Source organism: Paenibacillus pabuli, assembly GCF_039831995.1.
GTDB lineage: Bacteria > Bacillota > Bacilli > Paenibacillales > Paenibacillaceae > Paenibacillus > Paenibacillus pabuli_C.
The window spans coordinates 2,844,107-2,870,213 of record NZ_JBDOIO010000003.1; the positions used below are offsets into that span (position 1 = coordinate 2,844,107).

General features: G+C 47.6%; 20 protein-coding genes. 3 read left to right on the forward strand and 17 right to left on the reverse strand.

Annotated elements, in window-relative coordinates; all coding sequences use genetic code 11:
* Window positions 1-24 precede the first annotated feature (24 nt).
* The 7 genes from ABGV42_RS15055 to ABGV42_RS15085 form a co-directional block, all read right to left on the reverse strand.
* Window positions 25-987 (reverse strand): UDP-glucuronic acid decarboxylase family protein, encoded by a 963-nt coding sequence (locus tag ABGV42_RS15055; protein WP_347382354.1) that lies wholly within the window; start codon window positions 985-987, stop codon window positions 25-27.
* A gap of 19 nt (window positions 988-1,006) precedes the next feature.
* Window positions 1,007-1,678: a sugar transferase gene (locus ABGV42_RS15060; protein WP_347382355.1), complete on the reverse strand. Its 672-nt coding sequence runs from the start codon at window positions 1,676-1,678 to the stop codon at window positions 1,007-1,009.
* On the reverse strand, window positions 1,675-2,583 hold the full coding sequence (galU, locus tag ABGV42_RS15065) for a UTP--glucose-1-phosphate uridylyltransferase GalU (RefSeq protein ID WP_347382356.1): 909 nt from the start codon (window positions 2,581-2,583) through the stop codon (window positions 1,675-1,677). The genes ABGV42_RS15060 and galU overlap by 4 nt, the downstream gene beginning before the upstream one ends.
* Window positions 2,584-2,837: 254 nt before the next feature.
* Window positions 2,838-3,521 (reverse strand): CpsD/CapB family tyrosine-protein kinase, encoded by a 684-nt coding sequence (locus ABGV42_RS15070; protein ID WP_347382357.1) that lies wholly within the window; start codon window positions 3,519-3,521, stop codon window positions 2,838-2,840.
* Window positions 3,502-4,251: a YveK family protein gene (locus ABGV42_RS15075; RefSeq protein ID WP_347382358.1), complete on the reverse strand. Its 750-nt coding sequence runs from the start codon at window positions 4,249-4,251 to the stop codon at window positions 3,502-3,504. The genes ABGV42_RS15070 and ABGV42_RS15075 overlap by 20 nt, the downstream gene beginning before the upstream one ends.
* Window positions 4,252-4,309: 58 nt before the next feature.
* Window positions 4,310-5,074: a tyrosine-protein phosphatase gene (locus ABGV42_RS15080; protein ID WP_347382359.1), complete on the reverse strand. Its 765-nt coding sequence runs from the start codon at window positions 5,072-5,074 to the stop codon at window positions 4,310-4,312.
* Window positions 5,075-5,227: 153 nt separating this feature from the next.
* Window positions 5,228-5,662, reverse strand: a complete 435-nt coding sequence (locus ABGV42_RS15085) for a hypothetical protein (protein ID WP_347382360.1) — start codon at window positions 5,660-5,662, stop codon at window positions 5,228-5,230.
* A gap of 332 nt (window positions 5,663-5,994) precedes the next feature.
* On the opposite strand from ABGV42_RS15085, the gene ABGV42_RS15090 reads away from it, so the two are divergent.
* Entirely contained in the window at window positions 5,995-6,363 is a 369-nt protein-coding gene (locus ABGV42_RS15090; protein WP_095360712.1) for a helix-turn-helix domain-containing protein, read from the forward strand.
* Window positions 6,364-6,465: 102 nt separating this feature from the next.
* On the opposite strand, the gene ABGV42_RS15095 is transcribed toward ABGV42_RS15090, so the two are convergent.
* From ABGV42_RS15095 to ABGV42_RS15110, 4 genes are all read right to left on the reverse strand, one after another.
* Window positions 6,466-6,621, reverse strand: a complete 156-nt coding sequence (locus ABGV42_RS15095) for a hypothetical protein (protein WP_347382361.1) — start codon at window positions 6,619-6,621, stop codon at window positions 6,466-6,468.
* A gap of 228 nt (window positions 6,622-6,849) precedes the next feature.
* Window positions 6,850-11,448, reverse strand: a complete 4,599-nt coding sequence (gltB, locus tag ABGV42_RS15100) for a glutamate synthase large subunit (RefSeq protein ID WP_347382362.1) — start codon at window positions 11,446-11,448, stop codon at window positions 6,850-6,852.
* Between the two features lie 674 nt (window positions 11,449-12,122).
* Complete coding sequence (locus ABGV42_RS15105; protein ID WP_347382363.1) at window positions 12,123-14,414, reverse strand: YhgE/Pip domain-containing protein; 2,292 nt, start codon at window positions 14,412-14,414, stop codon at window positions 12,123-12,125.
* Between the two features lie 216 nt (window positions 14,415-14,630).
* Entirely contained in the window at window positions 14,631-15,212 is a 582-nt protein-coding gene (locus tag ABGV42_RS15110) for a TetR/AcrR family transcriptional regulator (protein ID WP_347382364.1), read from the reverse strand.
* A gap of 349 nt (window positions 15,213-15,561) precedes the next feature.
* Between ABGV42_RS15110 and ABGV42_RS15115 the strand changes: the two genes are divergently transcribed.
* On the forward strand, window positions 15,562-16,782 hold the full coding sequence (locus tag ABGV42_RS15115) for an MGDG synthase family glycosyltransferase (RefSeq protein WP_347382365.1): 1,221 nt from the start codon (window positions 15,562-15,564) through the stop codon (window positions 16,780-16,782).
* Window positions 16,783-17,082: 300 nt separating this feature from the next.
* Here ABGV42_RS15115 and ABGV42_RS15120 read toward each other — a convergent pair whose 3' ends face one another.
* Complete coding sequence (locus tag ABGV42_RS15120; RefSeq protein WP_347382366.1) at window positions 17,083-17,943, reverse strand: cell wall hydrolase; 861 nt, start codon at window positions 17,941-17,943, stop codon at window positions 17,083-17,085.
* 131 nt (window positions 17,944-18,074) lie between these two features.
* Window positions 18,075-18,680: an RNA 2',3'-cyclic phosphodiesterase gene (thpR, locus tag ABGV42_RS15125; RefSeq protein WP_347382367.1), complete on the reverse strand. Its 606-nt coding sequence runs from the start codon at window positions 18,678-18,680 to the stop codon at window positions 18,075-18,077.
* A 187-nt stretch (window positions 18,681-18,867) separates the two neighbouring features.
* Here thpR and ABGV42_RS15130 point away from each other — a divergent pair, with 187 nt between their 5' ends.
* A complete protein-coding gene (locus ABGV42_RS15130; RefSeq protein ID WP_347382368.1) occupies window positions 18,868-19,824 on the forward strand; it encodes a D-2-hydroxyacid dehydrogenase in 957 nt (318 codons plus the stop codon).
* Window positions 19,825-19,948: 124 nt separating this feature from the next.
* Here the strand turns inward: ABGV42_RS15130 and ABGV42_RS15135 are convergent, their stop codons facing one another.
* The 4 genes from ABGV42_RS15135 to ABGV42_RS15150 all read right to left on the reverse strand — a co-directional run bounded on the left by ABGV42_RS15135 (window position 19,949) and on the right by ABGV42_RS15150 (window position 25,518).
* Window positions 19,949-20,926, reverse strand: a complete 978-nt coding sequence (locus tag ABGV42_RS15135; RefSeq protein WP_431523652.1) for a TRM11 family SAM-dependent methyltransferase — start codon at window positions 20,924-20,926, stop codon at window positions 19,949-19,951.
* A 53-nt stretch (window positions 20,927-20,979) separates the two neighbouring features.
* Complete coding sequence (locus tag ABGV42_RS15140) at window positions 20,980-22,692, reverse strand: methyl-accepting chemotaxis protein (protein WP_347382370.1); 1,713 nt, start codon at window positions 22,690-22,692, stop codon at window positions 20,980-20,982.
* A 333-nt stretch (window positions 22,693-23,025) separates the two neighbouring features.
* Window positions 23,026-24,084 carry an MsnO8 family LLM class oxidoreductase gene (locus ABGV42_RS15145; protein ID WP_347382371.1) on the reverse strand — a complete coding sequence of 353 codons (1,059 nt, stop codon included), beginning with the start codon at window positions 24,082-24,084 and terminating at the stop codon, window positions 23,026-23,028.
* 18 nt (window positions 24,085-24,102) lie between these two features.
* The gene (locus tag ABGV42_RS15150; RefSeq protein ID WP_347382372.1) at window positions 24,103-25,518 is read right to left on the reverse strand and encodes a deoxyguanosinetriphosphate triphosphohydrolase family protein; all 1,416 of its coding nucleotides are present in this window, start codon (window positions 25,516-25,518) and stop codon (window positions 24,103-24,105) included.
* Window positions 25,519-26,107: the final 589 nt, after the last annotated feature.

Sequence of the window (26,107 nt, forward strand, 5' to 3'; positions counted from 1 at the left end):
TATCTCATCTCACTTTGATCAGCTTCATGGCGTTTCCTGCAATGTGGCACGAACATTCTCAATCGTCAGCTTCAGCCCTGTTTCCAGTGAAATTTCCGGTTCCCAGCCGAGCACTGTACGTGCCTTATCAATCACAGGACGACGGACTTTGGGATCATCCTGAGGCAAAGGCAGGAATACCAGCTTGCTGTCGGATTGGGCCAACTTTTTTACCAAATACGCCACTTCAAGGACAGTGTACTCCGTTGGGTTGCCGATATTAATAATCTCTCCATTCGCCTCTTCGGTTTCCATCATTTTTTGCAGACCACGAATATTGTCATCCACATAACAGAACGAGCGGGTTTGAGAGCCATCCCCATAAACGGTGATGTCCTGCCCCGTGAGTGCCTGAGTCACAAAATTAGAAATGACACGGCCATCATCATTCCGCAAACCGGATGAATACGTATTAAATATGCGCGCTACTTTAACGGGAACTCTGTGTTTCGTGTAGTATTCATAACAAAAAACTTCGCCCAAACGTTTGGCCTCATCGTAACAGGCTCTAGGTCCCCAGGTGTTCACATTTCCGCGATAACTCTCAGGCTGTGGATGCACCTCAGGATCTCCATACGCTTCACTTGTACTTGAAAATAGGAACTTCGCTCCCTTGGTTCGAGCGAGTTCAAGCATATGATAAGTGCCCTGTGTGTTCACCCATATGGTACCGATTGAATCCGCTTGATAAAATTTGGGTGAGGCCGGCGACGCGAGATGGTACACCTCATCCACAGGCTGATTAGCCAGAAAATCGAGTGAAGCCTGCAGAGTGACATCGGCTTTTTGAAAATGGAAGAGATGGCTATTCGCCACCTCTTCCAGGTTACTGGCCACGCCTGTCGACAGGTTATCAATTCCTGTAACCTGATGACCTTGATGAATTAAAGATTTGACCAGGTGTGAGCCCAAGAAGCCAGCTGCGCCCGTCACTACAATATGTTTCAATTCGTTCACGCTCCATCCATCAAAATGTATTGCTTTTGATCATTACCATGGCCGTTCTGAAGATGATTTTAATGTCTAACTGCAGTGAGACGTTGGAGATATAATGGAAATCATATTGCAGATTGTGATGGATGGGCTCCTTGCGAGCTTCGCTCACCTGCCATAATCCGGTAATGCCTGGCTTTACCAGAAAACGTCTGCGCTCCAGATCGGTATAGCTTTCTTCTACAATTCGTTTCATTTCAGGTCTCGGACCCACAAAGCTCATATCACCCTTGATAATGTTAAGCAATTGCGGCAGCTCATCCAGACTCGTCTTGCGAAGCAAGCGACCCAGACGGGTGATTCTTGGATCATGACTTGTCGTTGGAGATAACCCATACTTCGGTGCGTCCGTACGCATCGTTCTAAATTTATAAATATTAAACTTGATTCCATTTTTTCCGTAACGCTCCTGTTTAAAGATCACAGGTCCTTTGGAATCGAGTTTGATCATTACTGCGATAACAAGCATGATCGGTGATGTGAGCAGTAATAGCAAAGCAGCCACAAAGAAATCGATGAATGGCTTCATAACATCGGCGTACCCGCCAACACGTTGAGAGTACGGTTGTTCCAGCAGTTTCCCATGGCCTTCCTTGGCAATGGCCTCTCCGCCGCTTCCATAATACTCTGGTCCCGAGAGATTCACAGACCATCCCCTCCTGCAACAAGCACTTGGTTCAATTTTTCCTTCATTAATATCTCTTCGATCGCCATTAAGACAGGTGCACGCAGCTCATTATTTTTCAAAGCAAAATCTAGTGTGGTCAGGATATAGCCTAGTTTCTCGCCCACATCGAACCGGGAACCTTCGAAATCATACGCGCTGATTCCTTCATCATGATTAAGCATTTGCAGAGCATCGGTAAGCTGAATTTCACCACCAGCACCAACATTTTGCTCTTCCAGGTATTCAAATACCTTTGGTGTCAAAATGTATCGGCCCATGATTGCCAGATTGGAAGGAGCAGAACCGAGTGGCGGTTTCTCTACCATACTATTTACTGAAGAAAGTCTTCCATCGGTATGCAGCGGATCAATAATTCCATAGCGATAGGTTTCACTTGGACTTACCGTTTTCACACCGAGCACGGACTGGTTAACTTTCTCGTATTGTTGAATCAGCTGCTTCGTGCACGGCACATCAGATACGACAATGTCATCGCCAAGCAGCACGGCAAAAGGCTCATTGCCGATAAAGTTCCGGGCACACCAGACTGCATGCCCCAATCCGAGGGCTTCCTTCTGCCTTATGTAGTGAATATCAACGTTGGAGGATTTCCGGACTTCTTCCAGCAAACCCAGCTTGCCTTTCTCCAGCAGATTGTGCTCCAGTTCAAATGCGCTATCGAAATGATCCTCAATCGCACGCTTCCCTTTGCCTGTTACAATAATAATGTCTTCAATACCGGAAGCTACTGCTTCCTCCACAATGTACTGAATCGTCGGTTTGTCTACGATAGGGAGCATCTCTTTAGGCATTGCCTTTGTAGCGGGTAAAAATCGGGTCCCCAAACCTGCTGCGGGAATGATTGCTTTCCTCACTTTAGTCATAAATACCACCCTATCCTTCATATTTTTATGGTTTAAAAGTATGAGTTGGACCACTTAAATCCATGAAACCTTGAAATAAATTGATGCAATTCTTACTTTCAATTTCATAAAGGGGCATTCAACCCAACCTCACGTCACACCCTTGACGATTAACGTCTAAGGTACACTACCCACAGTGTGACCGAGTGCCTACCTTGATAAAGGTGTAGTAGACATGACCTGACAATGCTATTTGGATTTATAACGCGAATCTCTTAAACATTCTCAATATAGTCAGCAATCCGATTCTTCGGTACCTGTACATTGTTCAGAACTGCTCCCAGAATTCGCGCATTTACATGTTCGAGATGCGCCTTTGCCTTTTTGACCAGATCTTTCTTTACTTTGCCTGCACTCACGACAAGAATTACGCCATCGCACAATGAGCTGATGATCAATGCGTCAGTCACTGCCAGAACAGGCGGAGTATCAAACAGAATGACATCGTATTCTTCCTTTAAGTTCTCCAGCAGAGCTGTCATTTTACGGGAACCTAACATCTCGGAAGGATTGGGCGGAATCGGACCGGAAGAGAGAACATGCAATCCTTCCACATCCGTTTCTCTCAAAACTTCCGTCACTTTATATTGGCTCGATAATACACTGGTTAGTCCTACATGATTGGGTACATTAAACATGCGGTGCACGGCAGGTTTGCGCAGGTCCGTATCCATAAGCAGAACCTTTTTCCCTTCCTGTGCGTAGGTCACTGCCAGATTGCCGATTGTTGTGGTTTTACCTTCACCCGACAGAGCGGAAGCAATCATGATTGTTTGAATCTGACTATCGATGGATGAAAATTGGATGTTGGTTCTCAACTTCCGATAAGCTTCAGACGAACTGGACTTGGGGTTAGCCATTGTTACTAGGCTTCCTTTATCATTGGTTAACCGTGGCATACTGGCCGTCACCTACCTGTTTTTGAGATGTTGTCTGTTTAGAGCCGCGAACTTCTTCTTTTTTGATTTTGGATATGACAGCAAGTGCGGGAATTCCCAGTTCTTTTTCCAATTCATCTTCGCTTTTCAACGTATCATCCAAGTATTCCAAGAGGAATACAAAACCTACTGCCAGCAGAAGTCCTACGAGAAAGCTGATCAGGATATTAACGATTGGATTCACATTGATGGGTCTGGACGATTCCGTGGGTTTGGCTTCACTCAGAATGGTTACATTATCCACTTTCATAATTACGGGGATTTGAGATTCAAACACTTTGGCAACGGCGTTAACTGTTTTGGCTGCTTTTTCGGAAGACAAACCAGTAGCAGTCAGACTCATAACCTGGGATTCATTTGCTGTGGTTACCGAGATGTTCTGTGCAAGTTGATTGCCGTTCATGCCGAGATCGGGGTATGTAGCAGCTACTTTATCGAGGATTGCTGAAGATTTGATGATTTCCATATACGAATTAATCACTTTAATGTTGGTTTGAATTGACCCAATATCCAGACTGGGAACACCTTCTGCGTTATATGCCTGATTAACAATCAATTTTGCGTTCGCTTCATAGATAGGGACGGTAAAAAAATAATTTTTGACACCTGCTCCAATGCAAGCAACAGCAACAAAAGCTACGATGATCCAAATTCGCTTGCGTAAAATTTGCATGTACTCTTTCAGTTCCACCTGTTATTCCTCCCATTCGACTCAGCGATTATGATGACTGTTCTTTCGATCTGACTGTTTACCAGAACAACAATCTTCGTTTGAGGACCATTGGTTTTTCTTGCTCTATGTCTATACTTTGGTTGTTCCATAACGACCAAGCATTATTTTTCAAGCGCCCAACCAGTTCTTTTCCAAATCGGCGGCCTAGCTGCTCATATGCTGCATTCATAGCAAATGAACGAATGTGGATGTCATGGGCATCCGATGAAATGAAATGAAACGGGTTTTCTTTGCAAAAATGGAAACACCATTTCTGAACTTTTCGTCCGAAAAGTCCTATGATGGACTGGGCCGTAATCTGAATCAGTGCGCCCTGATGAATGTATTCAACCAATAACCCAGGATTATTCTGGATTGGGAGATTCCTTTCGGGATGAGCAATGATAGGTACGATACCGGCTACTCTAAGTTCATGGAGTATTCCGGTGAACTGCGAGGGAATATAGCCAAAGGGCAATTCCAGCAACATGTAGCGACTCCCGGCAAGTGTGCAGCATCTGCCTGCGTGTAAGTCTCGAATCAGAGCTTCATGAACCCTGATCTCCTGTCCGGGGCGGATCTCCAAGCGAATGTTGCGTTTGCGAAGCTCTGCACGAAGCAGATCCACTGCCTGATTGACCACAATCGGTTCATTATTGTAATGCCCGTTCAGGTGATGCGGAGTTGCAATGATCGAGGTAACTCCCGAGGCTGCCGCCTTCTGGGCCATGTCGATGGACTGTTCCATGTGAACCGGACCATCATCAAGACCTGATAAAATGTGGCAGTGTATTTCAACCATAACCAAACTTCCTCAATGTATGATCCCCCTCGCCCTTTTATTCATCGCGCAAAATGCTTTTGGTGTTAAAGAACTAATGCATAACGCTATGAAATATAGTAAAATGGCGTTAAGTACATGCTTGTTCAGAAAATGTTTAGAATTTGTCAGGCTTCATATGGTAAAATCGATGTAATGATAGGTTTTCTGCAGGTCTGGTTGTTCCGCTGCCTTTTCATAGGACAATCGGGATACCGTAGGAAACTGCACTTCTCGAAGCATCTGATTTAACTGTCCAGTTATATATAGTTTCTGCTCTTGCTGAATATGCAGGCTTGAATGATACAATGTGAGCTCCCCGAAGGGCTGCTTCCATTGCAACCTTGCCTGAAGCCTTACACATACTTGGCGATCTTCTACATCCAAACCGATCAACATCGTTGACGATACCGGTAAAACCAGGTCACTCAGGAAAGTAATCGCTTTTGTATCCATCCCAAGCAGGAGAACGGGACGTCGTTTGCGGTCTACTGTCTTACCCTGAAACTCCTGAATGTACATATGGACATTTAATTCTAGATCGGCCCATTCCTGAATCATTGAATTCATCGTTTCATTCCTTTAGAATGGATTAGCCTTCAAGTGTTGCCATTATTCCTTCTCACGGGTATATTGCATAGGCAACTTGGAGACACTTAAATTATTCCAAATGATACATTTTGTAACTTCCATACGTCCAATTTACGATACAAATTGTATCATGTCAAGCAGTATTTGGACATGGTTCTTTTGATTTACGACAATATGAGATGTCCTTAGACAGACCTATTTCGGATATAGGTCTGTCCAGGCGTCATCATTTTGCAGGAAAGCTGCCCTGATCAAAAAATAGCTCAGGATTGTTTTAATATATTTGACATGGCGTTCAGGGGGAAAAGCGTATGAACTACGGAAATCGCATTGCTGAATTAAGGGAACAGCGGGGACTTACTCAAGAAGAACTTGCGAGCTCCATTCATATTACCAGGGCCGCTCTCTCCCATTATGAGAAAAATCGACGCAAACCGGATTTTGAAGTATTAACCAGACTTGCTGACATTTTTAATGTATCTATTGATTATCTCATTGGGCGTACGAAGCAGAGCGATGTGGTTATGGATGAGGATGTTCGAGAATTTGTGGACTCGCTTGAATTATCGGATAAGGAAGTGTTGGATCGCTTCGATCTGATGATTGACGGCAAACCCTTAACAGAAGAAGAGGCGCGTCGTTTTATTGCTTTTGTCCGAATGGAACGCAGCATGGATTAACTCCACCAAAGGAAGACCCAGTCCCGAGTAGCTTTCTCTTCGGTTCCTGGGTTTTTTTGCGTCTGAACTCCCTTCAATACATATTTGTGTATGATGACCTAGTTAATGATGCTCATTGTTGACGGAGGATATGAACTCGTTCCAACGCTCCGGGTCGATTCCGCATTGCAGTAAAACCTTCATGATGTCCATCTCGGTTGCTTCCACTTGTTTACCTGTCGGCTTACGTTCGCCCCTGTTTGGATTCTTCATATTCATTCCGCTAACCTCTCTTATCTATATATACTTTCTCTGCACTCCAAAACTAGCCTTATTATACTTGAGAATGCTCCTCAATGTTGTCGTCTCATGGCGAGAGCGTTTTTGGTCCGGGTTCTAATTTTGTCGAAACGCAAATAGGAGCTTTATCGCGCCTGATTGGCAGCCATAAAGCTCCTATTTATTCATCATACAATCTATTCACGCACTCCTGTCAATAGGAGGGACTTAACCACCTGCACGTGCAAGCTCACGCATATTGGCTTCAAATGCAGCCAGCAAAGCTTCCTCACCCGTCAAGCCTGTTGCCTGAACACGTTCGATTTGCTCTGTCATCCGTTTGAAGTCTTTCGGAATAACCCGAACGAACTGGTTCACTGAATCCTGCCAGTTATCCAAAATTCGCTCACCTGCAGCACTGCCTGTATAAGCCACATGACGTTGAATCATGCCACGCAGGTCTGCACTTTCCGATACATCTTCAATTCGCTCCAAAAGAACCATTTCCAGGTTACAACGCTGCAGGAATGTGCCTTTCGGATCATATACGTAAGCAATCCCTCCGGACATCCCGGCTGCAAAGTTACGACCTGTATCGCCCAGAACAACGACACGTCCGCCGGTCATATATTCACAACCGTGGTCACCCACACCCTCGACAACAACTTTTGCACCCGAATTCCGTACGGCAAACCGTTCACCTGCAATACCGCGGATATAGGCTTCACCACTGGTTGCTCCGTACAGAGCCGTGTTCCCAATAATGATATTATCTTCGGCATCGAACGTTGCTTTAGGGGAAGGCATAACAATCAGTTTACCTCCAGATAAGCCTTTACCAACATAGTCATTGGAGTCCCCTTCAACCGTCAGGGTCATCCCTTTAGGTACAAAGGCCCCGAAGCTTTGTCCGGCTGAGCCGACAAACTTGAATTGGACAGTGTCTTCCGGCAGTCCTGCAAGACCATACTTCCGTGTAATTTCACTACCCAGAATGGTACCTACCGCCCGGTTAACATTGGTAATCGGAAGCACAGCTTCAACCGGTTGGCCGGATTCGATTGCAGGCTGAGCCAATGTTAGCAATTGCTGCATGTCGAGTGTCTCTTCCAATTGGTGATTCTGATGCTGTGTACGATAACGTGCAGAACCTTCCGGCATCTCAGGTACATGCAGAAGCACCGACAGATCCACACCTTTTTTCTTCCAGTGGTCTACAGCCTCAACTGTTTCAAGACAATCCGTACGTCCAACCATTTCCTGAATGGTACGGAAACCGAGTTCAGCCATAATTTCACGTACATCTTCAGCAACGAAACGCATGAAGTTCACCACGTGAGCCGGATCACCCATATAATTTTTGCGGAGTTCCGGATTTTGGGTTGCTACACCGACTGGACATGTATCCATCTGACAAACACGCATCATGATACATCCCAGTGCCACGAGTGGTGCGGTGGAGAAACCATACTCCTCGGCTCCAAGCAATGCAGCAATCGCAAGGTCGCGGCCATTCAGCATTTTACCGTCTGTTTCCAGAACCACGCGGTCACGCAGATTGTTCAGCATCAGTGTTTGATGCGTCTCGGCAAGACCCAGCTCCCACGGCATACCCGCGTGACGGATTGAACCTTGTGGAGATGCCCCCGTACCTCCGTCGTATCCACTTACGAGGATAATATCGGCACGTCCTTTGGCTACACCTGCAGCAATGGTACCTACGCCGACTTCGGAAACCAGCTTCACGTTGATATCTGCACGTGGATTCGCGTTCTTCAGGTCATAGATCAACTCAGCCAGATCTTCGATAGAGTAAATGTCGTGATGCGGTGGCGGCGAGATCAGACCCACACCTGGGGTTGAGCCACGAACCTCAGCAACCCACGGATATACTTTACGTCCTGGCAGCTGTCCACCTTCACCCGGTTTCGCACCTTGTGCCATTTTGATCTGGATTTCGTCAGCATTCACGAGATAGTTCGAAGTAACACCGAAACGTCCGGACGCAACCTGTTTAATGGCACTGCGCCGTGAATCACCGTTGCTATCTTTAATGAAGCGAGCTGGATCTTCCCCGCCTTCACCCGTGTTCGATTTACCGCCGACACGGTTCATGGCAATCGCCAAATCTTCGTGTGCTTCCTTACTGATGGAACCGAAGGACATCGCACCTGTTTTGAAGCGGCGCATGATATTTTCCACGGATTCCACTTCTTCCAGAGGAACTGCCGGTCCTACCGGTTTCAGTTTCAGCATGGAACGAATGGTCAGCAACTGATCATTCTCACCCTGTACCAGTTTGGCATATTTTTTGTACAGGTTGTAATCGCCGGTACGAACGGCGTGCTGCAGCGTGTGAATCGTTTGCGGGTTGAATAGATGTTCTTCCCCATCATTACGCCACTGATATTCACCGCCGGAATCCAGTACTTTGTCATTGCCGTCTTTGTCCGTAAAGGCACGGTTATGGTGAGTCAGCACCTCTGCTGCCACTTCCTCCAGACCAATACCGCCGATCCGGGATGGCGTCCAGGTAAAGTAACGATCAACAAAATCAGACTTCAGACCAACCGCTTCGAAAATTTGAGCGCCGCGATAGGATTGAATGGTCGAGATTCCCATTTTGGACAATATTTTAATAACGCCTTTGGTTGCGGCTTTAATATAATTTTTGACAGCTTTCTCATGCGAGATGCCGCGCAGCAGCCCTTGCTGAATCATGTCATCCAGCGTTTCAAACGCCAGATAAGGGTTCACAGCACTTACGCCGTAGCCCAGCAGCAATGCGTAGTGATGAATATCACGTGGCTCTGCCGATTCCAGCAAAATGCTGACTTTGGTTCTTGTACCCTGACGGATCAGGTGGTGATGCAAACCTGCCACTGCAAGCAGTGCCGGAATAGCCGCGTTCTCCGCATCCACGCCGCGGTCGGACAAGATCAGGATGTTATGCCCTTTGTCGATGACACGGTCAGCTGCTTCGAAGAGCAGATCCATCGCTTTGCGAAGTCCTTCCGCTCCTTCTTTGGCCGTGAAGAAGATCGGGATGGTCATCGAGCGGAAGCCTGGACGGCGTACGTGACGAATCTTCGCAAAATCTTCATTCGACAAGACCGGTGTATCCAGACGAATCTGACGACAGCTTTCCGGTTCAGGATTGAGCAAGTTGCGCTCTGGACCAATCGTTGTTGCCGTAGACGTGACGATCTCTTCACGGATGGCATCGATCGGCGGATTGGTTACCTGTGCAAACATTTGTTTGAAGTAGTTATACAACCGCTGCGGACGATCCGACAGGACTGCCAGCGGTGCATCATAACCCATGGAACCCGTAGCTTCCATACCTGTGGATGCCATTGGCTCCAGCACTTTGCGCAGTTCTTCAAATGTATATCCATAGGCCAGCTGAAGCTGGGTTACGTTATCATGTTTTGGATCTGGAAGTTCCGGCGCTTCCGGCAATTCATTCAGATCCATCAAGTGCTCATCGAGCCACTCCTGATACGGATTCTCGGCTGCAATTAGAGCCTTCACTTCCTCATCCGAGATGATGCGGCCTTCTTGTGTATCCACGAGAAGCATGCGACCCGGACGCAGACGATCCTTATACAGAATTTCTTCCGGAGCAATATCAAGTACCCCAACCTCGGAGGACAAAATGATGCGGTCGTCCTTCGTTACATAATAACGTGCCGGACGCAGACCGTTACGGTCGAGTGTTGCACCAATCTGCAGACCATCCGTAAAGGCCATGGCTGCCGGCCCGTCCCAAGGCTCCATCATTGTGCTGTGATATTCATAAAATGCTTTTTTGGCCGGATCCATTCCCTCATCCGTGCTCCACGGTTCAGGAACCATCATCATCGCCACGTGTGGCAATGAACGTCCGCTCAAATACAAGAACTCCAGTGTGTTATCAAACATTGCCGTATCCGAACCGTCCGGATTGATGATCGGTTTCACTTTGGAGATGTCGTTGCCGAACACTTCGCTCTCAAACAGCGATTGACGCGCATGCATCCAGTTCACGTTACCACGCATCGTATTGATCTCACCGTTGTGGATCATGAAGCGATACGGGTGGGCACGTTCCCAGCTTGGGAATGTATTGGTACTGAAACGGGAGTGTACTAATGCAATCGCCGATTCAACCAGATCTTCCTGCAAATCCAGATAGAACTGTCCAACCTGCTCGGTAGTCAGCATGCCTTTGTAGACGATTTTACGACAAGACAAGCTTGGCAGGTAGAACGAACCGCCTTCTTTCTCATCTGCCGAATACCGGATCGCCAGCTCAGCACGTCTGCGAATCACATACAGCCTGCGCTCGAACGCGAGCTCATCGTTGATATCCGCAGATCTGCCGATGAACACCTGACGCACATAAGGCTTCGCAGCCAGTGCAGAACGACCCAGCATCTCATCAAAGGTAGGCACATCCCGGAAACCGAGGAATGTCTGTCCTTCTTCTTCAATGATCTTCTTCAGGCTCTCTTGGTGAGCGTTACGAATCTCAGGATCCTGAGAAAGAAACAGCATACCCACGCCGTACGCTCCTTGCTCTGGCAACGCAAAGCCGAGACGCTCTGCTTCCTGTGCAAAGTAACGGTGTGGAATCTGAATCAAAATACCGGCTCCGTCACCGGAATTCGGCTCACTGCCCTGTCCCCCGCGGTGCTCCATATTACCGAGCATGGTCAGTGCCTGACTAACGATATCGTGTGATGGTACTCCTTTGATGTTGGCAACAAAACCCATACCGCATGCATCTTTTTCGAACTGTGGGTCATACAAACCCTGTTTAGGAGGTAATCCGATGTGTCTCATGGAACGCAACCTTTCTATAATGAAGTATTTCGGAAAGATCAAGAACATAGGCAACAAGCAACAATGAAACGGGAGGAGCGGGCCTAAAGGTTGAGAACCCTGCTGAATAATCGGGGTGACCGCAACAATCGGGTCATTAGACTTAGAGTGCTTCTGCTGCTGGAGAAGAAGTCATTCTTCAGAAGTGCTTCCGGATGAGCCGGTAAAGAGCACAAATATAATTACTCGCAGTCGCTGGCACGACCACTGATATGGAGCGACGTTTTTTGATATAGTTCTATTATTTTAACACCGAGCTAACATCAGCGCAATTTAAACTTTTTAATACCTGTGATAAGAAATGTTTTGCAGCACAGCTTTAGTGTAATGACGTTTAAACTCATCTCTTTTTCGAATAATTATACACATTTTAAGTCAGAGTACAACTGATTTTATCTGCTGGCAAAAGAAAATCATTCCATATGCAGCCTGCATTTCTGCTTAATATCACCAAATTCCCATTCCTTTTTTGAGCAAAGCGCAGCCCGCACATGCATTTGTATACAAAAAGAGCCTGCGGCCCATTTTAGGGCCACAAGCTCTTTGCACTTTTTGACTACTATATTGCATAATTTTGATACTGGTTAACAAACTTTATTTTTCGATCCAGGTCATTGCCCTGCATTCATTCAGACTTATGCTGTCACAACTTGACCCGATTCGGCCGCTTCAGTCATTTCAGCTTCTTTTTTCGGGCGTCTGCCATTCCAGAGGAAGAACGCCAGCGTCAACAGAATGGATACCCCTGCATAGATGGCCAGGATCCCAGCCTGATGCCACATTACATCGAAATTCCCACTGGATACGACTGCCTTGAAGCCCATAATGCTGTGCGTCATTGGTAACCATGGGCTAAAGGCCTGAAGCCAGGACGGAATCAGTTCTACCGGGAAGGTTCCTGCACTTGCCGCCAGCTGGAATACCAGGAGCAGAATAACCACATAACGGCCAGGCAGATCAAGCCAGGTGACAAGCGCCTGAACAATCAGCATAAACGTTAGTCCCGTAATAATTGTGAACAGATAGAACAGCGGTACGCTGTGCGTTTCCAGACCAAGGCCATACAGCATGAAGCTTGCTACGATCACCGATTGGAAAATGCTCATGGAACCAAATACGAGCGTACGGCTTACAAAACGGCTCCAACCGGATGCACCAGGTACGGATGTATCACGCATTTTCAAAATGATGGTTGAGATGAGGGATCCAACAAACAATCCAATGGACAGGAAGAACGGTGTCAATCCTGTACCGTAGTTGGACACGGCTTCCGCTTCGTTCTCAGCCGAATTAATTGGTTCAGCAAACATGTTGACCACGTCATCGGTTTTCTTCACTTCAGACGTTTTCTGAGCGGCATCATTCAGCTTGGTCGCCAGTTCACTGGAGCCGTCTTTAAGCTCAGTCAAACCATTAGCCAGCTCGCCGGCTCCATCGCCAAGCTGTTGGGAACCGTCTGTCAGCGAGCTCACACCGCTGCTCAGCTTGCCTACGCCTGTTTGCAGGGCACTTGTTCCTGTGCCGAGTTGTTTGGCTCCATTGACCAGCTGAGTACCGCCGCTAGCAGCTTCGCCCAGCTTGCCGCTAAACTGCTTCAGGCCGTCGGAGAGCTTCGCTCCGCCTTCACTAAGCTGATTGGCTCCAGCCAGCAGCTGCTGCTGTCCATCAACCAGCTGGTCTGCACCAGCCAGCAGCTGCTCTTGCCCGCCGTGCAGCTCTGTCGCACCTGCTGCAAGCTGCTGATTGCCCTGGTGAAGCTGATCCGCACCCTGCGCCAGCTTCTGTTCGCTCTCGTGCAGCTGCGCACTGCCTTCTGCCACAGCCTCACTTGCTGCGAGCAGCTTCTGAACATCCTCGCTCGCAGCCAGCTCCGGATTGGAGGCGGCCAGCTGTTTCAAACCGTCCGCCACACCTTGGGCTCCGTCCGCAACTTTACTGCTTCCATCAACGGCAGACTGCAAGCCTGCTGCCAGAGTTCCACTACCCTGTACTGCGCTTTGCAGGCCTTCAGACAGTTTCTCACTGCCTTGTTCGGATGATTGCAGCCCGGTCTGCAGCTTGCTTGTGCCATCAAGAGATGATTGAAGGCCTGCCTGCAGCTTTTCACTGCCATCCTTTAATTGGTCTGCCCCACTTTGAAGCTGATCCGCTGCTGCTGCCTGAAGCTGCTGAAGACCGGATACAAGGCTGCTTGTTCCGCTTTCCAGCTTGGTGGCCCCGGTATGCAGTGCATTAACACCATCACTCAATGGGGACAATCCATCCTGAAGCTCCAGCGTTCCGGATGCCAGTTTGGCCAAATTGTCTTTCAGCTTGACGGCACCATCATCCAGTTTGCCTGCCCCCGTATTCAGCTCGCCCGCGCCATCTCCGGCTTCCGCCAGTCCATCAGACACTTCGGAGAACTTGTCGAGCAGCGTTTCGGCATACGCCTCTGTCACCTTGGCAGATACTTTCGCCTTGAGATCCTTGATCGCCGTCTTGCCGATCTGTGCACCTACGAAGCTGTAATTGCCGTTCGGTTCGTAGATCAATTCAGCTGGCTGTGGTTTATCATCCAGCAGCGTGGTGGCCTGGGAAGAGAAATTCTCAGGAATCGTAATTTGCATATAATACTTGTCGTTCTGCATACCCTCTTTAGCCTGAGAAGCATTGACAAATTCCCATTCAAAATCTCCATTTTTCTTCAGCTCATCCACCAGATCGTCGCCCACCTGCAAGGATTTGCCTTCGAGCTCCGCTCCCTTGTCGAGGTTGACCACAGCCACCGGCATCTGATCTACATGGCCATATGGGTCCCAATAAGCAGCCAGGTAGATACCGCTATACAGGATCGGAATAAACATAACTGCAATGACGGGGATCAACACCTTCGGGTTTCTCACGGCTGATCCCACATCCTTGAAAAACACGGATAAAGATTTCATGTCATTATCTCCCCTAACTCTCTGCTTCATGAGCAGGAACTAACTTGATGTAAACATATGAATCGATTCAGCAACTTGCTGAAATACGAACTGACCATTTTCCCCAAACGGTCAATTTAGAACAAAAAAACAAACCTGCCTCTCGGCAAGCCTCACTGCCTTCACGCAAAATGACTCTCCATCTTCTCCCTATATTATAGTAGAGAAATTCGGAAACTACATGACGGCAGCAATTCCTTCCATTAAGAAAAGACGAAAGTAATTTTTGATTTCCTCTTTGCTGAGCGGTTCGTGCTGTTTGTTCCAATCCGAGGTGAGCGCGATGTACAGACGGATCATCATAAAGGCCACCACTTGCGGATCACAATCCCGAATCTCACCGCTGTCTCTGGCTTTCTCCAGCTCTTTGGACAGGAAATCGGAAATGACCTTCTCCACCTTGTCCAGACCCTCTTTGGCCTGAAGCGTTCCAAAATCCTTGAGTTCCTGGGATAGCTTCACCAATAAATCATGATCACGACGGAATTCCAGCAATGAATCCAGCACACGAAACAGGTTATCAAAAAAAGCACTTTCCTGATGCACTTCACGATGGGCAATATTTTTCATCTCCTGGATTACTTCCACCAGAATCTGATCAAACAGCTGCTCCTTATTCGTAAAGAAAGTGTAAATTGTCCCTTTGCCGACATTCGCAATCTTGGCCACCTGATCCATCGTGGTAGCTTTGTATCCAAACATGGCGAACGACTGAGCTGCTGCTTGAATGACCTGCTGCCTCCGGTCAATCGGAGCCATTATATCCCCTCCTTCATTGTTTTCTTATAAAGTGACCAAAAATACAATTCGGTCACTTGGTCAAAACTTACATTAACACCTTCGACAACAGATTGCAACCCTAACATTACAAATTTGTGTTAATTTATTTTAACCGAAATGCAGTGGAAAGTGATTCATTCGTCGTCTATAGTGTATGATGGTTCCAATAATACGGATAGAACGAAGATGAACTGTCTAAGTCCATCAACTTTCGTGTAAATATTTATGGAATGAACATGATTTTCCGTTTCGCTGTATATCCATGTATTGAAGGGTACGGCATAACGGTGAACTTATCAAATTTAAACTTATGAATAAAGGTGAACTCATGCGAAAACCAAGAGTGCTCTTATTATCCGAAGGTTTCGGCACCGGTCACACCCAGGCCGCCCATGCGCTGGCAAGCGGCATCAAAAAAGTCAGTCCACACGTCCATAGCCGTGTCATCGAACTCGGCAAATTTTTGAATCCGACAGTGGCTCCGCTTATTTTTTCCGCCTATCGAAAAACATTATCCGTCCAGCCCAAACTGGTCAGCATGCTGTATCGGACACAATACAATAAATCGTTGAACGGATTTACCAAACTCGCCTTGCATCGGATTTTCTATACTCAGACGGCACAGGTTGTATCCCAGTTGAAGCCGGATGCTGTTATCTGCACTCATCCGTTTCCAAATGCGGTCATTTCCAGGCTGAAACGACAAGGGCTGAACATACCGCTGTACACGGTCATTACGGATTATGATGTACACGGCACATGGATCAATCCTGAAGTAAACCAGTATCTTGTCTCTACCCCACAGGTCAAAGCATTACTCGAGATCAGGGGGGTCGATCCCTCTCGAATCCAGGTTACGGGAATTCCCGTACACCCTGATTTCTGGGAAGCAGGTGACAAAGTGCGGCTGCGTCAGGAAATGGGGCTTCAGAATATGCCTACGGCACTGCTTATGGGCGGTGGATGGGGGCTTTCCTTTGATGAAGAGCATATGAAACTATTAACCTCCTGGGCCGATCGGGTGCAGCTCGTATTCTGTCTCGGAAGCAACGAGAAGATGATCTCCAAAATGAAAGAGATGGCTTGCTTCCAACATCCAAACATCCGCATTCTCGGTTACACAAAGGAAGTCAGCAAGCTGATGGACGTATCGGACGTCCTTATTACGAAACCGGGCGGCATGACTTGCACAGAGGCTCTGGCGAAAGGACTGCCAATGTTGTTCATTCCACCACTTCCAGGCCAGGAAGAAGAGAATTGTGAGTATTTTGTACAAGCCGGATATGGCCAGGTTATTCATTCAGCAGACGTCATTACCACACGGTTCAGAGAGCTATGCGAGCCGACCAAGGCACCGAATGAAGCTGAAAGCCAGCTGAAGGTTGTACGCAAGCCTTGGAACCGGCAGTCCTATGATCCAACGTCTTGTGCACAGGCTGTTCACGAATTGTTGTTTCCGGCTACAGCCGAGCTCTCCTCCACGACGAAGGAACGCTTCAAGGCCGGAATTCCTGCCGCGACGCTGTCAGGTACCAGAATTCCATTCTAAGGCCTCTACGGCCCCCTGGAGCGCTTCTAGGAGGGTGTTGATTATGGATGAGCATCGCCTATGATTAAGATCAACTTATTTGAGACGAAAAGCATACAGAAAAGGTTCCCTTCTCATTTTGGAAGGGAACCTTCTTTAATTTCATTTAAAATCACGTATGTTTTACCAGAAAAAAGGGTAACTTATATTATACAGATCCATAATAAATACCGAAATAAAACTCTGTTTCAGGTGTTTTTAAAGGTTCGTGTAATGTAAACACATTAACTACCCTGCCTGTTTGCAGAATTTTCAGGTCAATTACTTGTAAAACGTATGATGACCGATCGTTTTCACTTTTTTCTTCGAACGGGCAACCGTCAGATCATCGGCAAGCGTTAATGACAAGAAATAATACGTATCATCAGCGACTTCCTTCTGTCCATTCAGTGCAGCATTAACTGCCTTCACGCTGTCCTCATTGGGAACTACACGCTTCAGACGTCCGTTGGCTACCGGGCTGAATTGAGACTTCTGATAGATTACCTTATAAATAGTATCGGGAAAATTGGCTGACCGCAGCCGGTTTAAGACAACATTGGCAACTGCCACTTTGCCTTCGTACGGTTCACCTTCCGCCTCTGCCATGACAATTTTTTGCAGCAGAAGCAGCTCTTTATCGGACACACTGTATGACCAGGTTGCAAGTTTTGAGTCCTCCTGGTTCAAAAGTTCGGTCCGCGTAAAGTAAAGTTTTTGGGGGGGAGTTGTAATTGCAGCAGCCGCTTTGGCCTTCTCTATTTTGGCCAATTTCAAGGCAGCGTCTTTTTTGGCTTGGGCCGCCGCAGCAGCTCTGGCTTTATGCTTGGCCTTGGCTTCCTTCAATTCCTGTTCTTCCTGAGCAGCCGTAAGCCAGTCCTTGGCTGGCAATGAAGCCGTCCAGTTTGCCGTATGAATCGATGAATCAGCAGACAGACTTGTCCCGTCCGCCATCATTCGCCTGTCCCCAGCAGAAGAAGTTGATGCGCTATTTTGCACAGAAGCCGCCAGATCGGTCATCTGTTTACTATCACTTGCCTCGTTCCACTTCCCAGTTGCCTGAACTACATTAACCCCCACTATACATACAAGCAGCACAGATAACATCGGTGCTACCCAACGATTCTTGCTTATAATATCCATTCGAAAGATTCCTCCTGTCGCAACAATTCCCTTAACTAAGTAACCCAAAAAAAAGAATTTGAATAACGATGGCTAATATTACATAGGGATAAACGTAATGTCAATGTGATTTTATGTCATAAAAACGAGTTTTAGGAAAATGAAAACGTATCCACAACCTCATACATTGGCGATTGCCCCAGCCTCGTCACATAAAGTACAAAGTCCTCCACAATCCATGATTTAGCACCCAAGGAATGTTCCGGAAGCATCCCATAAATCCCTTTATCTTCATTTCCTGGGGCTACACCCAGAAATTTGCGTGCAATTGTAATGTGCGGAGAATAGGGTCTCAACTCTGCTTCATATCCAAGTGCGGATGTGGCCTCCACAATCCGTTTGTGAAGAAGATTCAATGACTCCATTTCACCGTCCACACCCTTCCATAACACCTTCGGAGCATCTTTTAGTCCAAATGTTCCCCATCCGGAAATATGCAGTTCAAACGGCTTCAATCCATTGATCGCCATGCGCAGTGCTTTCCGCAGATGCCCAATATCACTCACCAGTGTATCTCCCAGAAATTGCAGCGTTATATGATAGTCCCGATGGTCTGTCCATTTGCGAAAATCCAGCCTGTTCTTTACCATTCCTGCTTCGAGTCGAAGGGACTCCTGAATAGCTGCCGGAAGACGTATCGCCGTAAATAATCTTTCCCGCCGTGATGGTTGATCCGTATATGAATAGTTATTCATCATCGTATACACCTCTCTAAAGTTCGTTCTATTATTTCATAATCATATGTATCGTTTCAAGTTGGGTAATTATAGATTGACACAAGTTTCGGCACTTGCACATGAGGCTGCACTCCTGCCTTTCTGCAGCATCTTCTCAAATCTGCTACACTTATCTCACAACTCAATTGAATTCAGGAGGTTACACACTATGGGTAAAATTGTATGTTTTCCATCTTTATCTGCGGAACAACAGCAGCGCATTTTAGACGCCGCTCCAGGCTATACGCTAACCGTTAGCAAAGCCAAGGAGATTGACCCTGCAGAGTTAACAGGAGCTGAAATCATAGTTGGCTGGTCTCCTCTCGTCACAGAACATGCCCTGAAGAACGACAGCCTCCTGAAGTGGGTACAGGTCTGGTCCGCAGGTGTGGATAACCTTCCATTTTCGGATTTGGAACAAAAAAATATTCAGGTGACCAGTGCAAATGGCGTGCATGCCATCCCGATCACCGAAATTATTGTAGGCATGATGTTATCGCACAGCCGCTGGCTGAGACAAGCCATGCTCCATCAACAGCAAGCCGAGTGGAAAAATCCCGGCAAACCACTACCGGAACTGCATGGCAAAACGGCTGTTATTGTTGGTGTGGGGGAAATTGGCACCGAAGCTGCCCGTATACTCAAGGCGTTTGGCATGAATGTCCTCGGGGTTCGTCGGTCCGGCAAAGACGTCCCGAATGTCGATCACATGTACGATATGTCCGGACTGCATGAAGCTTTGGGCAAGGGAGACTATATCATTAACATTTTGCCCCTCACAGACGAAACCCATCATTTATATGATCAGACCGCATTCGAACATTTCAAACCAGGCTCCTGCTTCGTAAATGTAGGACGAGGTCCAAGTGTAGATACAGAAGCGCTGATTCGTGCGCTGGATAGCGGACAGGTCGCCTATGCTGCACTGGATGTTTTTGAAGAAGAACCCCTTCCTGCAGAGCACCCGTTATGGAAAAAGGATAATGTGTTAATCACTCCCCATATCGCGGGAAGTACGGAGCAATACACGGATCGTGCACTTGATATTTTTGTGGAAAATTTGGAAGCCTACCTGGCGGGTAAAACGCTGCCGCTCAATCTGGTCGACTATAGTCATAAATACTAATTCACCCTCTATTTTCCATGCACAATTGTACAAATGCCTTACCATTATTTCTAAAAATGGATATAAAAAACCTCCATACCCGGAAATTTTTCTTCCGTGATGGAGGTTTTCTTCTACTATATAACTATGCACATAACCAAATGTGACGTATAAACGTTCCTTTACGTACAGTGCAATATTGATTCACTTCCCACCCTGCTGCAAGCAAATGCTCTTCCACCCATTCCGTGGATACGACTACAGCCCGTCCCGCCAACCTGCGCAGACTTGTCAGCATGACGCGCTGTTCTTCATCCGGGAGGACGGAACACAGATTGTAGGGCATGTCCAAAATCGCTGCGTCGTAATAAACGTTCAATTCATTCATATCTCCCAGCGTAAGGCAAGCCGGATCATAACCAAAGTGTGGAAGATTAATCCGCGCTCCTTGAATGGCCAGGGGATTCAAGTCATTCCCTCTTGTGTCGATCCCCATGGATAGTGCTTCAATGACCACCGTACCCATGCCGCAGCATGGATCGAGCAGCCGATGATTCGGGATGTCCGGTACGGCAATGTTGACGAGTGATCTGGCTAGCGCAACTCCGAAACCGGTTGAGTAATTTTGCGGCTTCTGCTGATGACTTTGCCACGATCGATCTGCTTCTGTCCACCGCCCCAAGATCCATTTCTTACCTGTTTGTATTAGTCCAAAGGTCACTTTTGGGTGCTTCATCTGCGCCTTGCCATTGATGCACATCCCCACTTCTCTCTCCAGTTGACGGGAATGTTCATAATCAGGCATATGATCTCCTTCTTTCAGACATACCACCTTAAACGTTTCTTCCGGAAGCAAATCGATCTTCGCTGCAGCTGGCAGCAAATCATTCACGGTATCAGCTTCCGATAACACGTCCAGCCTTCCATGAATAAAAGGGCTTCTGCCTGGTGGAATGCATATGCCGGACCGTACATAGGAGCGTAAACTCGAATTCATCTCCAGTCTTGAACCGAGCAGCGTACTGAGCTCAAGTGAGCATAGTTCACGCTCATTCTCATGACAGGCAAAAGTATAGACGTAATCTTTGGTCGTTGAGCCACCTGTTAATTCAGTCGAATTGATTTCAGTCAAAATCGCAGCCGTCCTTCATGTTTCTTCTATTATAAGAAGAAGGTTTATATTTTTAACTTTTCGATGGAAGTAAGCAGGTCATCCGACAGTTCCTTCAGTGTTTGAATGCTGCCGCTGATCGTTTCCATGGAGCTTACCTGTTCTTCAGCTGAAGCCGAAACTTCTTCCACACTTGCTGCAGATTGCTCCGATACCGCTGAGATCTGTTGGCTGAAATCATTCATGCGTCCACTTGCATCCTGCATGCCTTCCAAACCAGCTGTCATCGTGCCAATCACATGAACCATTTCCTCTACGGATTCATTGATATTTTGGAACAGACTGCCCGAAGTACGCACATGCTCTTGTCCCAATTCAGTCTCCCGGACGCCTGTACGCAATTCAGCAACCACCCCTTGGGAATCCTGCTGGATATCTTCCGTAATGATTGTAATTTCCTCCACAGAGGTCTGCACCGCTTCCGATAACTTTCGGACCTCGGCTGCTACAACAGCGAACCCACGCCCACTCTCTCCAGCGCGAGCTGCTTCAATGGAAGCATTCAATGCCAGCAGGTTGGTCTGACGGGCAATGTCTCTAATCACCTGGACCAGCTTGGAGATATCCTCATTTTTACGATTCAGCTGCTCCATCCGGTCCATCGAAGCCGAGACAGCACCGGAGATTTGCTGCATTTGCTGCACTGATTGCTCCATGGCCTTGCGTCCATTCAATCCCTGCTCCAGCACACGTTCTGACATCAGACTAAGCTGGCTCCCTTGAGTTGCATGTTTCTGGATGTGTTCGTTCAACCCCTCAACCGTACGTGCTGATTCAACTGCCGTAACCGCCTGACTCTCAGCAGCCTTGGCCGACTCCTCCATCGTTATGGCAATCTGGCGGCTTCCAATCTTAACTTCTTCCGTTGATATGGCCAGCTCGTTGCTTTGACGATTCACCGCTTCGGCAACACGTCTGACATTCAACACCATGGAAGTCAGATTACCTTTCATCGTGTTTACCGCTTCGGCCAATAGCCCTACTTCATCTTCGTGCTTGGTATGTACATCCTGCACATTCAGCTGGCCTTCTGCAATCAGCTTCACTGCACTGATGACCCGGAGCAGCGGTTTCACGACCTGGGAACGGATAATCGGGATCGTGATGGCCGTAATCGCAATCATGATCAGCACCCCAGCAATAATAATCATTCGGCCATTCTGCACGGACCTGATCGTCTGTGCAGCCGAGAGATCCGACTGATTCTGATTGTACTCCACCAGATAATCCAGATCGACCTGCATGGCGTCAAAGGAATCAGCCCCTTTTTCCGATACTTCCTTGGCCAGTTGGGATTGTCCTTGATCACTCAAATTGATCGCTTGGGTATTCAGCTTAAGGTAAGCTGCCCACTTCGTCTTGAATGCATCCCAGTGTTCCTGTTCGTCTGCCGCCTTTTCCTGCTGATCATATATTTTAATGGTCTGAACCGTTTCGCGAATGTAATTGGTACGCTCTTCAGCGAGATCAGCCTTGTCCTCATCCTGGGCATCAAAGTGGCGGTAACTCAATGACAAAATATGTTCTGTGGTATAGTTCAACCTGTTAATTTGCTGTATCGAAGGCATCCAGTTCCCCGTAATCTCATTCGTACTCGCTTCCATTGAGTTTAACCGGGTAATAATGGTGACGCTAAGGAGAATTAAACAGAGGATTAACAAATAGAACGCGATGCTGATACGCAGACCGATACTCCTGACCTTGAATCTGCTGAACATGTGACTTCCCCCTTATACCGGATTCGGCCTACCTCCGAATTTTCGGTTCTTTGGTCTTGGTTTTACCCTTCTTTTGGCATCTTGCAAAATACTCTTTTATCATATCTTTATAGGTAAACTGACGTAAAGTATTATAACATTATTTTGTTTAAGACATGCTTCGTTTTGTAAAATCTTGTGCCTCGTACACACGAGGAGGTGATAGGAATACATCAGGGAGCATGCAACGAGATAAAATGGAAAAGAGCTGCAGCATTCGGAGAATTCCGATCTGCAACCCTTCAGACGTGTTAGATTGTGCAGGTAATCCTATGCAAACTGGAGAAGCGTCACTTACTCCACCATGGTTTTACCAAACTCGGCAAGTAACCGATATGACGCCAGTCTTCGCTCATAATCAGGACCGGCCGTAACCACCAGAAATTGATTCGTCTCCAGTTGTTTGCTCACCTGGCCGAATTGTTCCCAGATTTGAGGCGCTGTTCCCGCAAAGTGCTTGCGTGCTTCACTTTGATCCTTGTCCTCTTCAATACTGATCTGACCACCCGTACCTGTAGTGGAGTTAGATTCCTTCTCGGCAGCGTGCAGGGCTGGTGTATCTTGTCCACTCTGCCTGCGCCGATCTGCCATTTCGCGGCTCCAGTCCCGAGCCTCCTCCTCTGTCTCTGCACACATTGCACTGACCGCAACCATCACTTGCGGTTCGTTCAACGTTTTACTGGGGGTAAACCCATCCCGATAACGCTTCACCGCTTCGGTACCATCGGCGTCACTCATAAACTGACCAAATACATACCCCATGCCAAACCGTGCAGCAAACTCGGCACTCTTGACGTTGGTACCCAGCATCCACAGGGATACGGGAAGTTCAGGGATCGGACGTGCCGTTACGCGATGCTCCTCATAGCTGTACCGATCCTCGAGCAATTCAGTGAGTGCCGCGAGTGATTCAGGCAATTTGGACACATGCTGCAAATAATTTCCGCTTAGCGCCATGGTGGCATGCGGTCCACCTCCAGGAGCCCGTCCCAGACCCAACTCAATTCGTCCCGGATAAAGTGCAGCCAGCAGCCGGAACGACTCGGCCACCTTGAGCGGACTATAGTGTGGCAGCAGCACCGCACCCGAACCAAGCTGAATGGTTGCTGTTCTAGCTCCGATATGCGAGAGCAACACTTCAGGTGAAGCTGATGCGAGTTCATCCATATCATGATGCTCGGACGTCCAATATCGGGTATAACCCCAGGCTTCAGCATTTTGAGCCAAGGATACGGACTGCTGCAAAGCCTCTTCCGCTGTAGCTCTATTCAACCTTGGCACAAGGTCAAGCACGCCAAGACTGAACGCTTGGCTTACGATGTTGTTTGTGCCTTCGCCTGTGTTTGTATCCAAGCATCTCACCCCTTATCCCTAGTCCAGATCGTAGATAGAACCTACCTTCAGACCATACAATTCATTGTATATTTTCTCGGCAAACGCATCGGTCATGCCTGCAATATAATCAATCACCATGTGCTCCCATGTCCAAATCGGATGAGCCTTCGCCTGGTCTTTCTCATATCGCTGCAGCCAGTCGGATGGAATAATAGATTTGGACGTTTCGGGGTCAAGGAATGCATCCCACAGACGCTTGATCATCCATTCGCTGCGTTTTTGCAGGCGCTGCACGCGCAGGTCACGAATCATGGTTACCCAGGCAAAGCTCTTCAGCACACTTACCGTGCGCAGCATGTCGAGATCCTCGGCACCTTCGCGGACAAAAGTCACCTTCTTCCAATCCCCGTCGTCAATCACGCCCAGGCTGCCGACAAACAGACTGACCCAGTAGGCTTTGACTTCGCGGCGGGTACGGGAATAGTCATGCTCACAGAACGGCATCTTTTCATTCCAGACGCGCAGGAACGAAGCGAGCACTTCTTCTACCTTTTGCCCAATCGCCTCTCTGGTCCATCCGTTCCAGAACAGATCCTCAAGCGTGGTAATCTTATCCACAATCAGTCGATGGATATGCGGGTCCTGCAGAAAATGCTCATGCACTTCAATCTTGCCTGCCTTAATCCCATCCTCCAGATCGTGTGCGGAATACGCGATATCGTCACAGAGGTCCATGAGCTGTGCTTCAAGTGTCTTTTTGCCTGCCGGCATATTCCACCGATTACGAATCTCGTGGATATATTGCCACTCATGATGATACATGCCCTTCTTGCTCTCCGTTCCCGGATAAGGGTACTTGTTGATTCCGAGCAGCACGGCATCGGACAGGTTCAGCCCATCGATATCTTCCCGCTTTTCCAGGAACATGATGAGACGGAAGTTATGCGCATTACCTTCAAAATGCTCATATTTCCGTTTCAGCTCTGCACGAATTTCCGGCTCCTGCTGGGGTGATTTCGCCCCACGGCTCTTCTTCATGATTTTCTTAACCTCGGTATTGATCAAGTCATCCAAAATGCCGTCCAGCACTTCTTCCCCTTTATGTCCAAAAGGCGGGTGTCCGAAATCATGTGCGATCGCGGCACATTCCACCACTTCCGAATCAATAATAAGCCCCGGGCTGTCCGCCTGGCTCCAGTCCACTTGGGGATAACGACGAAGCAGGCTTCTCGCCGCCTCTCGCGCAATCTGCGCCACCTCAAGCGAGTGGGTTAACCGGGTGCGATAATAGTCGCCTGTTCCGGCGCCAAACACCTGGGATTTGCCCTGCAACCGACGGAAGGTCGGTGAATGAATCAGTCTGGAGTAGTCCCGCTCATATGCTGCGCGAGCTCCATCCAGTTTGGTAAGTTCAGGATATTGTCTATGTTCTCTCAAATCGTTCCATTGCATGTGATCACTCCTAGCCGACTGTCTCTATTTTGAGTGATTATACACAACATCCGTCGTTTCGAAAAGCAAAACCTGTCTGCGATTGTCATCTCTTCTCACATCAACTTGTGATGTACAGTCTTCTTCTTTTATTATACCCCGACAGACTATCATCCGTGCACCTAAATGAATATTGATATACTGAAAATATGAAAGCATTTAGAGAATGTAGAGATACATTCCGATAACGCAAAAAGATAGGATAAAAGTGCTAATGAGCATTGGTGGCCGTGGCCGTTCCGGTTACGGATCGTTCTTCCGATCGCTGTTGTCTCCAGGTTTTCTGAATTTCCCTTGGCAAGGGAAAAACCCGGAGACAAACGCGACCGCTCCGCTTCTCCAGAATCGATTCCGTCCCCTCCACTACCTCACTGCTGAGTGTTATAGATTTAATGTGATCAGTACATTGGTTGAGGACCATAACATTTAATAAATTGTAAAAGACAGACACATTCAAAATTCCTATGCAGCACTTTCATGATCCTCTGTCTCCTATTTTGTTTCCTTGGAGGGAGAGAAAATAAAAAACCGACAGGGACGGAATGCCCTG

Bases quoted from the DNA above. Each gene is read 5' to 3' on its own strand.
- ABGV42_RS15105 (WP_347382363.1), bottom strand. From the start codon at position 14,414: ATGAAATCTTTATCCGTGTTTTTCAAGGATGTGGGATCAGCCGTGAGA.
- thpR (WP_347382367.1), bottom strand. From the start codon at position 18,680: ATGATGAATAACTATTCATATACGGATCAACCATCACGGCGGGAAAGA.
- ABGV42_RS15095 (WP_347382361.1), bottom strand. From the start codon at position 6,621: ATGAATATGAAGAATCCAAACAGGGGCGAACGTAAGCCGACAGGTAAA.
- ABGV42_RS15090 (WP_095360712.1), top strand. From the start codon at position 5,995: ATGAACTACGGAAATCGCATTGCTGAATTAAGGGAACAGCGGGGACTT.
- ABGV42_RS15085 (WP_347382360.1), bottom strand. From the start codon at position 5,662: ATGAATTCAATGATTCAGGAATGGGCCGATCTAGAATTAAATGTCCAT.
- gltB (WP_347382362.1), bottom strand. From the start codon at position 11,448: ATGAGACACATCGGATTACCTCCTAAACAGGGTTTGTATGACCCACAG.
- ABGV42_RS15080 (WP_347382359.1), bottom strand. From the start codon at position 5,074: ATGGTTGAAATACACTGCCACATTTTATCAGGTCTTGATGATGGTCCG.
- ABGV42_RS15150 (WP_347382372.1), bottom strand. From the start codon at position 25,518: ATGCAATGGAACGATTTGAGAGAACATAGACAATATCCTGAACTTACC.
- ABGV42_RS15140 (WP_347382370.1), bottom strand. From the start codon at position 22,692: ATGTTCAGCAGATTCAAGGTCAGGAGTATCGGTCTGCGTATCAGCATC.
- galU (WP_347382356.1), bottom strand. From the start codon at position 2,583: ATGACTAAAGTGAGGAAAGCAATCATTCCCGCAGCAGGTTTGGGGACC.
- ABGV42_RS15070 (WP_347382357.1), bottom strand. From the start codon at position 3,521: ATGCCACGGTTAACCAATGATAAAGGAAGCCTAGTAACAATGGCTAAC.
- ABGV42_RS15110 (WP_347382364.1), bottom strand. From the start codon at position 15,212: ATGGCTCCGATTGACCGGAGGCAGCAGGTCATTCAAGCAGCAGCTCAG.
- ABGV42_RS15120 (WP_347382366.1), bottom strand. From the start codon at position 17,943: ATGGATATTATAAGCAAGAATCGTTGGGTAGCACCGATGTTATCTGTG.
- ABGV42_RS15130 (WP_347382368.1), top strand. From the start codon at position 18,868: ATGGGTAAAATTGTATGTTTTCCATCTTTATCTGCGGAACAACAGCAG.
- ABGV42_RS15115 (WP_347382365.1), top strand. From the start codon at position 15,562: ATGCGAAAACCAAGAGTGCTCTTATTATCCGAAGGTTTCGGCACCGGT.